We start from the raw sequence: 13,433 nt of genomic DNA, 5'->3' as shown, positions 1-13,433 counted from the left end.
AAAGCAGCAAAGAATTTAAAAGAAGAAGAGCGCGAATTTTAAGCCCGCAGAGCGGGGAGGCAATATAGCGTCTCGCTCTGCGGGCTTAAAATTCGCTTCAATCTTTGCTGCTTTGCGCCTCTGCGAGAAAAAAAATCGCGGTCCGCACTTTACAGTAACTCCTGTAACTGGGCCGCCGCATAATTCACTGACTTCAGTGTTTTATTGTCGGAGGTCCGGTATACCAGGTACAGATCTTCTACTTTTTTGTAATAACACTCGGTATTTTCTGCGTTGTTATAATGGGCAATCGTTTTTTCTGCTTCTTCCTGCGACTTGCAGGCTTTGCTCATATTAGACCGGTGCACTTCACTGAAAAGGGCATTAAATTTTTCGCCCAGGCCAAATTCCAGGATGGCGCCGGATAATACGTATTGCAGGTCGCAGAGCGCATCGGCCACCTCGGTGATATTATTGTCGGCAATAGCAGCTTTCAGTTCATTCAGCTCTTCCTGGAGCAGGGATACCCGCAAATCACATCTTTGCTGGCTGGGGATAACGGGCGATTTTTCAATGGGGTGTTTGAAAGTGGAGTGAAACTCCGCCACACTATTTAATGCCTTTACATCTTCCATGATAGAATAAGATTTAATAGCCCCGAAAATAAGCATTGTTTTGAAAATGGCCGATGCTTTGGTGGCCATGCCCTTAAAAGCCGTATCCATCTTATGATGTGGCTTTTAAGGGCCTTTTTTGTTTATTTTCGGATATTTGATACCGATAAAATAACAACAGTGACAGCCGAAGCCCAATATTTAACAGCATTTAAAGAGAAGATCCTCAGCTATTATCCAGTTTCAACCAAGTCGTTTCAGTTGCTGAAAGATATTGTGAGCTTTCACCAGCTGGAAAGGGGAACGATCCTGTTAAATATCGGGCAGGTATCCAGGCATCTTCACTTTGTTTGTAAAGGAGCCGTGATCGCTTATTTTACCGGGAGGGATGGGAGTACTTACAATAAGAATATATTTTTAGAAAGACAGTTTGCCGGATCTACTGTGTCAGCGCTTTTGAGAACACCCTCCGAATTTACCCTGCAGGCCATTGAAGATACCACCCTCATCAGGATGGATTACAGCGAATACAAGGCATTGATTTACCAGCATGAGGAACTGAAAAATTTTTACATCGCCTATCTCGAAAAAAACTGGATCATTGACAAAGAGCGAAGGGAAATTTCCCTGGTGATGGAAAACGCCGGCATCCGGTACCAGCAACTGCTGGCCGAATATCCGAATATAGAGAAACGTATTCCACTACAGCATATCGCTTCACACCTGGGGGTAACCCCTACCCAGCTAAGCCGGATCCGTAAAGAGCTGGAGAAAAAATAGCTGAATCAACATATGTAAAGTGTAATGAGGCGATTTGGCGGTAATTTTGCCAGATGAACCAGCATTTTGTTTCCCTCGTAACGGAAAAAAACATACACAACTTAACTTCTTTGTGGACCCTGGCCGGCAGTGCGGCAGGGCAGTACTTTCAACAGACCGGTTTTAATTATTGCCTGGTGCCTGGCTCCGAATGGCCCAACAGGATTTGGCTGAACAGCCATGCAGATGCCGCCACCATAAGAACAGTAGCCGATGTGATCAAAAATGCGCCAGTGCCTTTAACCGTCAGCTATTGGGGGCATATACAGCAAGACTTGCGCCCTGTTTTCGAACAGCTGGGGTTTTCCATAAAATCCGAACAAACCGGGATGTCGCTGAAATTGGATAAGGCTTTTGAGCAATCAAACCGGTTGAACCTGGTACACGTAAACACAGGGGAGCAGGCAGCAACATGGGAAGCACTGTATCCATTGAGTTTTGGATATCGCATTGCCGCCGATATATTGAACAAGACCAGGGAAGATGTACAGTATTACCTGGTTTATCACCAGCAGGAAGCTATGGGTACTGCTATCGTACATGAAACCGGCAACCTGGTGGGCATACATGGAGTGGGCATTGTTCCGGCATACCGGAAGCAGGGATTTGCAGAAGAAGTGATGGCCATGTTACTGAATAGTGCGCTTGCGCAACAAAAGGAGATGGCTACCTTGCAGTCATCTGCCATGGGGAAAAATATTTATCTGAAGCTGGGGTTTGCAGAAGATTTTAAAATGACGAACTACCAACTAAAATAGCCTGATATGGAGCTCAGAAAAGAAGATATCAAACCCGCTGTTTTTGAATTATACAACGACTATGCGCACAACCGCCTGAGCAAGGAGGAGTTCACTGCGCAACTATCTGCCTATGCAGTAAATGGGTGGACCGTAGCCTCCCTGCTTGCCTTCCTGATGCCGGATTACCAGGGCGGGATACAGGTGCGGGCCGACGATCCCCGCATCATTACAAAATATATCAGTTATCCTTCTCCCCAAGGCGGAGGTACTATAAAAGCCTTGTTGTGTATACCTGCGGGTGTTGAGTTGCCCTTGCCGGGTATCGTGGTGGTGCACGAAAACAGGGGACTGAATCCGCATATTGAAGATGTGGCCAGGCGTACTGCTTTAGCCGGCTTTGTAAGCCTGGCGCCGGATGCGCTTAGTCCGCTCGGCGGCTATCCCGGCAACGATGATGCCGGGCGCGAATTACACAGCAAAAGGAATCCGCCGGAAATGCTGGAAGACTTTATTGCCGGGTTTGAATACCTCCGCCATAGTGAATATTGTAACGGGAAAGTGGGTGTAGTAGGGTTTTGTTTCGGCGGCTGGATTGCCAACATGATGGCAGCCAGGATACCTGGCTTGCTGGCTGCCGTTCCTTTTTATGGAGGACAGGCGCCACTGGAAGAAGTACCGAATATACAGGCCGCGCTTCAACTACACTATGCAGCAACAGATGCACACATTAACAGTGGATGGGAAGCATATGAGCGGGCTTTAAAGCAGTACCACAAAGCATACGTGGCATATCATTACCCCGGAACGCATCATGGTTTTCACAATGATACCACTCCCCGATATGATAATGCCGCGGCGGAATTAGCCTGGAAGCGTACCATTGATTTCTTTAAAGAGAAATTAGGTAAGTAAGGGTGCAATGTATGCCCGTACCCAAGGTACGGGCATGCCTTTATGGTATAGGCTGTTCCTTTACCGATAAGGTGTCAAGCGCCTGTTCCAGCGTATTTTTCACCAGGTTGATCACGAGTAAATAAGTCTTGTCTTTCAGAAATACCGCATAGCTAAAATCAGCCTGCTCCCTGGGCTGCCAGCGCTGCAATTCAGGGAATTTATTTTTTACCAGCTGGAGCTTCTTTTTATGATCCCGGGAAATAATGACGATCTTAGTAATTGGCGCCTGGCTCATTTTATCAATCGTACTTTCTGATATATGGTCTTCGTATTGCGACATAGACCGGTAGCGGAATTTTCCATCAATCACATTGAAGTCGGCGGCATTATCCGTTAGTACATAGCGGTCTGTCATCAGGTTGTCTGGCTCCTGTGGCCAGCTGGAAAAGTTTTCGTCGTAAAGGGTGATGTAACGATCAATGAATGCCTTGTCCATGGGCTTCTTTTGTTCAACGTAGGCTTTAACATCCGGGTATATTTTTTTAGCGATGAGATTCGTGTATTTGCGTTTATACCACGATGCTGTATCTTCCTTGCCCTTTAGCTGTCCGTATACATATCCATTGCCCAGCGCGGTGGCTAGTCCCTCATTTAATAATAAAAATGCATACCGGCTGTTTTTAGACGGATGGGTATTAAACCAGCTTTCAATGGCTCTTTTATGGGCCAGCGATTGTTCATCATACAGGATATGAAAAGTTTCATGCAGCAGTACGCTCAGCAACTGCTGGTAGTCCGTTAAGGTACTCGGGATAGCACTCACGGCATGGTTATAAAATGCGGTAGCGGTAAATCCTTTTTTTGAAGCCGGCAGCGGATAAAACGAAAATACCAGTGGAATAGACCGATCCCAGTCCGAGTCATAGAATTTCAGTCCTATGTTGAAATAGTTGGCCAGTTGATTTGAATCTATCAGCGCAGTTATATCTTTTAGTTGTTTTTCAAACAGCGCTTTATTGGGCGTATATATTACCTCCCGGTATACCGGGGTAAATTCGCGTAGGATAGCCGTCAACGTTATCAAGCTGCTGTTGGGAATAATGCCGACAGACTGGTGTTTGAAATTATCAAGATCATCAGTAGTGATTAAATTTCGCTTTAGCAGGGAGGCGGTTGATCCGCCTATTTTCTGTGCATAGGGATACTCTGTGAATTCGTAGCTGTAATCTATATTCAGCGTATCAAATGCAGCAATAAGGTTGGTATACTTTTCCTGGTGGAACGCGGAGTTGGTAAAAGCTGTTTTATAAGGGTTGTCAGGCGCGTTGTTGGATAGGTTTTCCACAAAATTTAAAACAGCCAATGGTTCTGAATATTTTACTTCAAATGCCACCTGTTGTGCCGACGCCCTGGTACACGGGATTAACAATACAAGAAGAAGGCAGATTGTTTTCATCGGTTTTTTTACCAAATATACTATATGAATCAGCAATGGCAATCCCCTTGTTGAACAGGAGGACACTTTACCGATCCATAGCTGCAGAATACGCAACAATCGCCTGGCTTAGGCGTGAGCCGCTGGTGGCAATTTTTACATTCATAAAAATACTGGCAGGCATTTACCGGCATTTCTTCTGCTTGTTGATGTCCGCAGAAGGGGCAGGTGATAACACTTGTTAATTGAATGTCCATGGCATGCTTTTAAATAATTCGTCGCTGTTTATACAATCTTCCCATCTTTTCCGAATTCTTTGCGGATACCCGCCATTACATCTTTCTGGCGGATGGTGTTGTCGCCGCGTTTCAACGCCATCAGACAGCTGTAGCGTACCACATTGATAATAGTTCCTCCGGCCATTTCATACTTGCGCGCTATGTCTTCCAGGTCCAGTTTGTCTTCCAGTGTAATATGCTCAGGGAATGACTGTTGCCAGATGCGTAACCGCTGTTCGGGGCCCGGCATGGAAAAATAGACCATTGACTGGAAACGGCGTGCGAAGGCCTCATCAATGTTAGCTTTCAGGTTGGTGGCCAATATTACTACCCCGGGGAAATCTTCGACCCGTTGCAACAGGTAGGCTACTTCCTGGTTAGCATAGCGGTCGTTTGACGATGATGTGGGTGTGCGTTTTCCGAATAGCGCATCTGCCTCATCAAAGAATAAGATCCACTGCTGATGGATAGCTCTATCGAATACCTGCGACAGGTTCTTTTCCGTTTCACCGATATATTTGGATACCACCAGCGATAAATCGATGCGGTATACGTCCATGTTGAAAGTCTTGCCCAGCAGGCAGGCGGTCAGCGATTTTCCTGTTCCGGGAGGGCCATAGAACAGGCTGCGGTATCCCGGTTTTATTTTGTGGCTCATACCCCAGTCCTTCAATAAAGTGCCGCCATGTTGTATCCAGGTGCGGATGTCTTCCACTTCTTCCATGGCATGAGGCTCCAGTACCAGGTCGTCCCATTCCATGCCGGTTTCTATCCGTTTGGCCGGAAACTGTACATTGTAATCCGGGCGATGTGGCTGGCCCTGGGTGAATAAGTTGAGGTATTCAGGATACAGGTTCAGCGTACCGCTCAGTAACGGTTCATCGCCGGCGGGTGTTAATTTTAGTACCTGGAGCCTGGCAAAAAAATGATCCGGGCTGAAATAGCGGATTAATTGAAAACGTTGCTGCAAGCCATCTGTAGCCAACAGGAAAGCGGCTGTTTCGCCGGTAGGCAGAAAGCCGCCGTGTGATTGTCCTTTAATGCCGCCGAATTCTGTAAAACCGCGGTCGTAGGTAGCGTTCTTTACGAAAAAGATATCGAGCAGCTGTGGTTGTATATGCGGAATGAGTGCCAGCAATAAAATGATACGTTCTGCGGTGGTCATGCCGTAATGCCGTACCACCTGTGCATATACCGATGGATCATTCGAGAGGTCCGGTGGAGCAGGTGGATCCACTGTTGTTTGCTGAAAATATTGTTGCATGCGTGCTGTCGCCATCAACTGGAACCACTCCAGCTCTTGTTCCAGGACGGTTGCATTGGATGCTATTAACTGTATGCCCATTCGGTATAAATTGTTTTTTCCATCCAGGGCGTTCTGATCATACCAATACCCCAGGGTAACGTTTGTAAAATTAAATCATAGCCTCTTTCTTCCACCCGTAACCACCAGTCGTCTTCTTTTTGCCATAGTGCACCTTCGCGTTGCAGGAAAGCTGCCTGGAAGCCTTCTATCGAAGAGTTGTTCATTTTCTCCCAACGCTGGATCACGACTGTAAGCAGTTCCCGGCAAAGCTGTTTTTCTTCGTCTGTTAGTAATATTTCGGCCGGTACCGGTTCTTCGAGGGGCACGGCACAGAGTAATTTGTTCAATGCCAGCTCATGTTCGGCGTGTATTTCTTTTCCATTCACCATGTATTGTAACAGGTGTACGGCGCGATGTTGCGCTTCCCGGTTTACAAATCCTTCATCATTCACCAGTCCTACCCGCTTAAAGCCAAATGGAAGAAAAGGATGTAACAGGATTAATCCTGCATTTCCGGTATAGATGGTATCCAGCGGGGGCTTTTTTACCCTGGACCAACTGTCTGGTTCCTTTTCTGCTATCTCCACTCCGGGAACGACTGGTTGCTGCCGCAGTGGCGCCTGTTCTTTTTCATACAGGCTTTCCCGTAACAACAATTGGTGTTGCCTGGCCGTAATATGGCTCAGCGCCTGTTGCTGTAATACCGGTAGTATACCACGTATATGTGTATGTGACAATACGGTGACCTGCTGTGGTGTTTTAGCCAGTTGCAATATAAGTAAGTTAGCAATGGCAGGAGCAGACATGGTTATAAAATCCAGGAAGCGGGTAGCATAGCTCCTGGCGTCATACACATGTATATGTGCGCCCAGCAACATCAGGTGGAAGCGCCGGAATACCTGTTGCAGTGCTGCTTTTTCGAGACTGCCTGGTAGCAAACCTGCCAACAGCTGTTGTAACTCATGGAGCGCATCGGGTGTATTGCCGGCCCAGCCGGTGGGCGTGTCCTGCATAATATCCAGGAAGGAGTCGTCGTCGAGGTGCCGGGCCATTTGCTCAATGAGTGCTGAGTGCTGTAATATTTTGCTGTAGAAGACCTTCCTTTCCTGTTGACTGCGTTGCTTGTAAAAACGGATGGCTTTCCGTAGATCGGTGATGCTGTCGGCGATCGCGGCGCCGGCTGTTTCCTGGAATAACAGCAGGCTGTCCTGTACGGCGTATAGGTCCAGGCTTTGACGGATATCGCTGTCGGGCAAGCCCCCATAAAAGGAAAATAAACTGTAGATCTGTAATCTTGCTGCCAGTTGTTGGCGGTAACCGGTAAATAATTGCTGAAGCGTTGCGGGAGCTGCTCTAAACAGCAATATTACCGCTGCTTTGAGGATATCATTGGTGGCAGATAACGAAAGGTTTCCCAGTTGTTCCGGCAGCCGGTGCCTGGTAAGGAATGCTACGACCAGTTGCTGCGCTTCTTCCAGCAACGTTTGTTGCTGGCGCTCTGTTGTAATGGCATGGTAGCGCTGCATGCGCTGCAACAAAGACCGGAATGCCACTGATGGCTGGTAAAGCTGACTGTTGCTGCTCCCGGTAAAGGAGAGATCTGTCTGCATCGTTTTCTCCAGCCAGGGTTGCAGCAAAGCCTGTATGGGCGCCACCTCCGGTTCCAGTTGCAGGAATATTTCCTCCAGCTGCCGGAACAGGAGTGGAGATAAGGTGATGTTGTCCTGTAGTATTTTGAGATATTCCCGGTGGTATTCGTATAGCCATTGGAGTAATTGCGCGGCGTAAGCAATATCTGTATGATGCGCTGCGGGCGGTAATTGTCCCGTGGTCAGGAATTGTTGCAGCCAGCTGGCTACCATGGCTGGCGGCGCATGTATTTCCGCTGGTAAGTGGAATGTTTGCTGTGGTGGTGGCGCCATATCCCATTCCTGTAAGTCATTTGCCAGCAAAGCATTACCCGGGAGATGATGAATTACGGGCAATAGCTGTTGCAATAAAAACCGGATCATATGCGGCGATGCCACCGGTGTAGCCGACCATGCCGGAGTGAGCAGGTGTTGGAGCAACGCCGTTTTGCTGATCCGTTTATAACGCGCTGCCGCCAGTGATTGCCATAGCGCCTGTAATACAAACTGCTCTAATGGAAGGCTGGTAATAGTTACCAGCTGCTGTGCCGTCAATAACAACGTATATACGTTGTTGTATACTTCTTCCATAGTGGTATCCATACCGTTGTGCTTCAGCAAACGGAAAAATATTTCGGGCCTTACGCCGGTGATCAACCGGTACATGGCATCGGGCAAGGTGCCTGCATATTCCAGGATGCTGACTGTTTGCTCCGGATGCTGGCCAGCCAGCTGTTCGAGCAAGCTATTCAGTGAAAAATGTGCATAGTCTTTGCCCCACCATGATATACTCCCATAGGTCAGCAAATGCAGGATCACGTCGCGGAGTAACAGTTGTTTTGGTGTCGTGTCTGCGTCAAGTGGGGCGCTTGCCATCGTGGCATCGGCCCATGTTTTTATCTCCAGTAAATACTTTTCTTTTTGTACTGTTGCTGCATGAGTATGCATCAGCTTTTTCCACCTGTGTACGGCCGGTTGTTGTTGCAGTACTTGCTGCAATAACTGTTTTAATGCTGCCGATGCCTGGTAGCCTGTATGCACCAGCATCTGTTGTAACGAAGCTTCTGTGATGCCGGGCGCCCACCACGGTATAGCGCCATACAGCAGGTAATACCGCAGGATGGTAATCTGGTCTTCCGTGTCGGTCATTATTTTTTTGTAGGCAGGATCATTTCCGAAGATGGATTTTCGCAGGGGTTTCCTGGTGAGCTCTTCGTATAGCTGCCTGATGTAGGCAGCCAGGCCGGTATCCGGTAAGCCGGTACTGTAGCGCGACAGCGCCTCGAAGAATAATTCCAGCACCGTATCGTACGACAGGTTAAAATGCCCTGCCAGTTTCAGGAGATTACTGCGCACAAATTCTTTCCTGTTAAAATTGCTGCCCCGCTCCATAATGAGATAGGTGAGCATGAACAGCCACAATGCTTTTTCCAGTTCACTGGTTTCGGTGTGTAACAGCTGTTGCTGCTGTTGCAGGAGTAAGATTTCCCGGTTGCCGGCAATAATAAATAGCGCTTCTGCAGGTTCCAGTACTTCCACGATGGCCTGTAACACCACTACCGGAAACTGCCACACGATCCGTTCGCGTACGGCGCTGTTCCGGCCAATATTGCGGAGGAAATCTGCCAGCTTACCCGGCGACATTTTGGACAACTGTAAAGCCATATCGCCGGGTTGTGCACGCTCGGCAGCAGTTGCCCACCAGGGCATGACGCCCTGTAACAGGAAGAATGTCAATAGCTCCAGCAACCGTTCGTCCCCCTTGCGGATGGTAATTTCGCCGTTAATGCTATGTTGGGTGCCGGCGTGGTTGTGGTGTAGCAGGTCTGATAATGCCTGCCGCAAGGCCGACAGGATACGGGAAGGCAGTTCCGCTTCCAGGTCGTTAAAAGGAATATGCCCGATGTCGAGTACCAGTTCATCTATCGACGCCATCATATCGGCAGGAATCAGTTGTTGCAGCAGTTCATCCATGCCGGTGCTGATGCTTTGCCTGAAAAGCATGCTCACCTTATCCTGCAGGGCAAAGGCCCTGGGGCGGGAATCATAGGTGATATCAAAGCTGTATCTCCGGATGATGTGTTCTTCCATTATTCGTCTACTACATAGTGAGCAAATGCCGGGTCTTTCAGCAATAATTTAATGAGCCCTTCGCCCGCCGCCGGCCGGTCGCCTTCGCCCCGCATGGTTTTCAGCCAGTTAAAATAAAGCGACTCAAACGCCTGCATATCTGCAATACCCAGCCATTTATAATGCATCCGGAATTGTACCGCGGTGTGCTCCCGGAATAATTCTTCTGCAAAGCTCCTGAACTCTTTATATTGAAAGCGGGCAGGCCAGGAGGGAAGGATGATGCTGATACCGAATTTGAAGAAGTCTTCCTGCAACATTTGTGAAGCGCCGTATTTTACATAGGGTTCCATGCGTATACGCCGGGGCTGATTGGTTTTCATTTGCCGTAGCAACAGCAGCAGATCCGTCATGGCACGTTCGGCAGCTGCCCGGTACGCATCCTGCCTGAAATGTTCCGCCGTTAAGAGCTCCGGTGAGTTGCCCGGATAAAAATAAATGCGATGATCCTCTGTCAACAGCTGCCAGTGCTTATAGGGGGCTGGTTCCTGCATAGAAGATACCATAGCCAGCAGCTTCCGGAGTTGTTCGTCCCGCTCTTCCAGTGTAAGCCAACGGGCATGCTGTAGCCTCAGGGTATCGTAGCCGCTGCAGATGCGGTAACCAAAGCTTTGGTCCCCGTAAGCGGGCTTTAGCAACAGGTGTTCCAGCAGATAGCATCCTTCCGAATCAATACTGATTTTTTTCAGATGGTCCATCATCTCCAGCAGTGAATTCAATGCTTCTTTATGGGTTTTTTCCCGGCTCACCACCTGCCATAAGGCATGCGGCGACTGGCGGTATACCACCAGGTAGCTATTGGCTTCGTCGTCGAGTATCACCCGGTAGTTTTTAATGTCCAGGCCATAGCGGAGCAATGATACCGACTGCCGCCCGTAGTCAAATTTTTTCCCTGTAATCACCTCGCCAGACTCGCTTTCGGCCATATTTACCTTAATAAGTTCGTCTTTTACTTTGAATTCTTTTACCAGGTGTACATGCAACCCGGTATCTGAATGCTTGCCTGCTGATACTTTCCAGCTACCGGTATCGAAGGCTGCCGTTAAACGCTTCCTTTTCTCCACCCTGATATGCAATAGTTTATGCAGGAGATTTTCATAGCCAGAAAGCTCCGATCCTGCGTAAATATCTTCCCGGTAGTTGAAAGACCGGTTCCTGTTAGCACTAAGTGTTGGTAGATTACGGAGTATGTCTGCTTTCCATTCCAGCTCGTGGCTAATCCTTTGCGGTGGTGTGTCGTGACCATACACCTGCTCATAAAAGTTAACCGGGTATTTCAGCAGTACGAGGTTAAACCTGGCCAGCAGATGGTCGAGGATCCTGTTTTTCCGGTCCTGGAATATCTTGTCAGGTTCAATAGCTGCCTGTAATTTTTTCATATAGGCGTTCCCGGTATCTTCCCGGAAATGGTCCCAGGAAACGCCGGGCTGTCCGCCTGTGAATGCCTTCAGCAGCGCAGCCACCTGTGGTGCGTCATATAGCGGTTGTGTAGCATAGGTAGCTGCCGGCGTTTGACGGAGATAAGGAGAGAAGAGCGGTCCTATATTATTCAGCTGCGCCAGGTAGTTGGCCAGCAGTTGTTCAAAGAATAGCAGGTAACCTTTCAGTTGCCTGGCCTGCGCCTTGCGCAGCGCTGGCGCCTCCTTTTCCAGGCCTTCGCTGCCAATGCCATAAACGGCAGGGAACTGTTCCTGGATGGAAAAGTATTTTCCTAAGTTACGATAGGTGCCTTTCAACGGCTTGGAAGCTTCTGCATTCTTATGCCCGGCAAATTTCCTGCGGGCCACTGTTTTCACCTGTTCGTACATGTTGAGGAAGCCTGCGTCACGCAGGTTATATTCAAAGCGGTCGCTGGAAATCTTTATCTCATGTTTGTCGTTCACCATTTCCAGGAAAGGATAACAGCCTTCTTTGATCCTTACAGGTTTGGGCTGGAAGGCGCCATCCTCATCAGCCAGGTAAATTGCTTTTACCTTTATGACGCCCGGCACTTCCGATACGCTTTTCATCAGGTCTGCCGGATCTACCGCCGTTTTCCTGTTGTGCAGGTCGCTATCTACCACGAAGCCTTTTTTCAACAACGGTCCTGCATATATATCTGCTGCAGTATAGCCATTGATATACATTTCAGCAGCAGATACAAATCTCACCGGGGGGTGCAGCGTCATCTCAAATGAGTTACACATCAGCGCCAGGATTTGCTGTGGATCCTGCCGGCTGTCGACAAATATTTCTGCTTTGATGTAAAAATATTGTGGTTGTAGGATCACCGCCCGCTCAAAGTCTTCCCCGATGTTGCGGTAAGTGTGCAGCAGGTTATCCACCTGCTCTGCCAATTGCTGCACCAGCGCTTCATTGGCTTTCATGTTTTGAGCGATATTATCTTCCACCTGGATAAATACGCGGTATACGCCTTTCGTACAACCGGAGGACTGCCACGTTTGCACCGGCTCTATCCAGATATTTTCTATGGCATCTATTTCATCCAGCACCATTTTACGATAGTCATTCACCGTTACCGGTGAAGAAGTGAGCATTTCTGCCTGCCGGAAAAAGGAGTGGTCCAGCGGCTCGATATTATTTTTCTTATCTGCCAGTATATCCTCAATGGGAAAAGAGGTGCGATAGGCCAGGTCGGTGATGGCATAACACAGCTGTTGCAGGATGGTGACGCCGGGGTCGTGCAGGTTATAGTCGGTCCACTCGGCGCCCGACAGCTCCTGCACACGGGCAATTGCCTCTGTCATTAACGCATCAAAATCCATGGCCGTGGCAACGGCTTTATCTTTGTCGATTTGAAGGGGGGTACCGGGCATATCTTACACAATTAATAGTAGTATTCGTTGGGCATAAAGAGGTCATCGCTCCAGAGCCGGGTAATGTGGTAGAAGATTTCCACGCCTTCGCCATAATTGCTGTTGGAGCGGAGCTGAAGGGCATAGTTATGGGTACCGCCTTTCCAGCGTAGTTTAATTTTGTTCCAGAAAAAGCCGTAGTGGGCGCAGCGCTGGCTCACGCGGTTATGTGCCCCGCCATATGCCGCTAAAGCAGTAGCATGCAGAATAGCTACTCTGCCAGCTCCTTTCCTGCCGGTTCGGGCCATTACTTCAAATGCCTGGCAATTATCCAACTGCTCCAATATTGGATGCCACTTGCCATCGGCGGGCACTGTACCGGTTTTGAAGGTGCCCATGCGGCCTTGCATGCCGGTGAAGCCGTTGATGTCTACTTTAAACCGGGGATCACTTTTTTTACCGATACCCAAATTTCCATTCATATGGAAAAAGAAACTTTTTTCCTGTTCAGCCGGATCGTCTTTGCTGGCGCCAGGCTTTATGCGCAGGCCGGGAGAGTCTTGTTCGTCTTTTTCCATACAGAAGAAAGGTTCCAGGTCGTCGGTAGCACGATAAAAAGATACCAGGCGCTTGGAATCGCCCAGGGTAGCTACCCGCAGGCCATTGTCTTCATCTTTCGAAAAACCATCTTCCTGTTTGTTGATGGTAGAATCGATCAGGTAACCGAAGTGATTTTCCGTTGGCATTACGCCGTTCCTGAAATATTGTTTGAGCTCATCGCGCCCGTATACTTTTTTATTTTGTGTATCCATGTG

General features: G+C 48.5%; 10 protein-coding genes. 3 read left to right on the top strand and 7 right to left on the bottom strand.

The features are described from left to right. Nucleotides 1-149 precede the first annotated feature (149 nt). Nucleotides 150-704 (bottom strand): nucleoside triphosphate pyrophosphohydrolase family protein, encoded by a 555-nt coding sequence (locus HGH91_RS16225; RefSeq protein WP_211092321.1) that lies wholly within the window; start codon nt 702-704, stop codon nt 150-152. A 69-nt stretch (nt 705-773) separates the two neighbouring features. Between HGH91_RS16225 and HGH91_RS16220 the strand changes: the two genes are divergently transcribed. Genes HGH91_RS16220 through HGH91_RS16210 form a run of 3 tightly spaced genes read left to right on the top strand, consistent with a single transcriptional unit; the run spans nt 774 to nt 3,064 of the window. Continuing rightward, on the top strand, nt 774-1,373 hold the full coding sequence (locus HGH91_RS16220) for a Crp/Fnr family transcriptional regulator (RefSeq protein WP_317166835.1): 600 nt from the start codon (nt 774-776) through the stop codon (nt 1,371-1,373). Between the two features lie 53 nt (nt 1,374-1,426). After that, the gene (locus tag HGH91_RS16215; protein ID WP_168739845.1) at nt 1,427-2,170 is read left to right on the top strand and encodes a GNAT family N-acetyltransferase; all 744 of its coding nucleotides are present in this window, start codon (nt 1,427-1,429) and stop codon (nt 2,168-2,170) included. Nucleotides 2,171-2,176: 6 nt separating this feature from the next. After that, a complete protein-coding gene (locus HGH91_RS16210; protein ID WP_168739843.1) occupies nt 2,177-3,064 on the top strand; it encodes a dienelactone hydrolase family protein in 888 nt (295 codons plus the stop codon). A 40-nt stretch (nt 3,065-3,104) separates the two neighbouring features. On the opposite strand, the gene HGH91_RS16205 is transcribed toward HGH91_RS16210, so the two are convergent. Genes HGH91_RS16205 through HGH91_RS16185 form a run of 6 tightly spaced genes read right to left on the bottom strand, consistent with a single transcriptional unit; the run spans nt 3,105 to nt 13,430 of the window. Beyond that, a complete protein-coding gene (locus tag HGH91_RS16205; RefSeq protein ID WP_168739841.1) occupies nt 3,105-4,502 on the bottom strand; it encodes a hypothetical protein in 1,398 nt (465 codons plus the stop codon). A 29-nt stretch (nt 4,503-4,531) separates the two neighbouring features. Beyond that, nucleotides 4,532-4,738 (bottom strand): GDCCVxC domain-containing (seleno)protein, encoded by a 207-nt coding sequence (locus tag HGH91_RS31520; protein ID WP_317166834.1) that lies wholly within the window; start codon nt 4,736-4,738, stop codon nt 4,532-4,534. Nucleotides 4,739-4,766: 28 nt separating this feature from the next. Continuing rightward, nucleotides 4,767-6,104, bottom strand: coding sequence for an ATP-binding protein (locus HGH91_RS16200; RefSeq protein ID WP_168739839.1), 1,338 nt, complete (start codon nt 6,102-6,104; stop codon nt 4,767-4,769). Continuing rightward, nucleotides 6,089-9,784, bottom strand: a complete 3,696-nt coding sequence (locus HGH91_RS16195; protein ID WP_168739838.1) for a contractile injection system tape measure protein — start codon at nt 9,782-9,784, stop codon at nt 6,089-6,091. Before HGH91_RS16195 ends, HGH91_RS16200 begins: the two co-directional genes overlap by 16 nt. Continuing rightward, nucleotides 9,784-12,639, bottom strand: coding sequence for a hypothetical protein (locus HGH91_RS16190; RefSeq protein WP_168739836.1), 2,856 nt, complete (start codon nt 12,637-12,639; stop codon nt 9,784-9,786). The genes HGH91_RS16195 and HGH91_RS16190 overlap by 1 nt, the downstream gene beginning before the upstream one ends. A gap of 11 nt (nt 12,640-12,650) precedes the next feature. Continuing rightward, nucleotides 12,651-13,430, bottom strand: a complete 780-nt coding sequence (locus tag HGH91_RS16185; protein WP_168739834.1) for a hypothetical protein — start codon at nt 13,428-13,430, stop codon at nt 12,651-12,653. Nucleotides 13,431-13,433: the final 3 nt, after the last annotated feature.

Source organism: Chitinophaga eiseniae, from assembly GCF_012641265.1.
Lineage (GTDB): Bacteria > Bacteroidota > Bacteroidia > Chitinophagales > Chitinophagaceae > Chitinophaga > Chitinophaga eiseniae_A.
The sequence above is the reverse complement of the archived record's forward strand: the minus strand, read 5'-3'. Positions and strand labels throughout refer to the sequence as shown.

Bases quoted from the DNA above. Each gene is read 5' to 3' on its own strand.
- HGH91_RS16225 (WP_211092321.1), bottom strand. From the start codon at position 704: ATGGATACGGCTTTTAAGGGCATGGCCACCAAAGCATCGGCCATTTTC.
- HGH91_RS16215 (WP_168739845.1), top strand. From the start codon at position 1,427: ATGAACCAGCATTTTGTTTCCCTCGTAACGGAAAAAAACATACACAAC.
- HGH91_RS16210 (WP_168739843.1), top strand. From the start codon at position 2,177: ATGGAGCTCAGAAAAGAAGATATCAAACCCGCTGTTTTTGAATTATAC.
- HGH91_RS16205 (WP_168739841.1), bottom strand. From the start codon at position 4,502: ATGAAAACAATCTGCCTTCTTCTTGTATTGTTAATCCCGTGTACCAGG.
- HGH91_RS31520 (WP_317166834.1), bottom strand. From the start codon at position 4,738: ATGGACATTCAATTAACAAGTGTTATCACCTGCCCCTTCTGCGGACAT.
- HGH91_RS16200 (WP_168739839.1), bottom strand. From the start codon at position 6,104: ATGGGCATACAGTTAATAGCATCCAATGCAACCGTCCTGGAACAAGAG.
- HGH91_RS16195 (WP_168739838.1), bottom strand. From the start codon at position 9,784: ATGGAAGAACACATCATCCGGAGATACAGCTTTGATATCACCTATGAT.
- HGH91_RS16190 (WP_168739836.1), bottom strand. From the start codon at position 12,639: ATGCCCGGTACCCCCCTTCAAATCGACAAAGATAAAGCCGTTGCCACG.
- HGH91_RS16185 (WP_168739834.1), bottom strand. From the start codon at position 13,430: ATGGATACACAAAATAAAAAAGTATACGGGCGCGATGAGCTCAAACAA.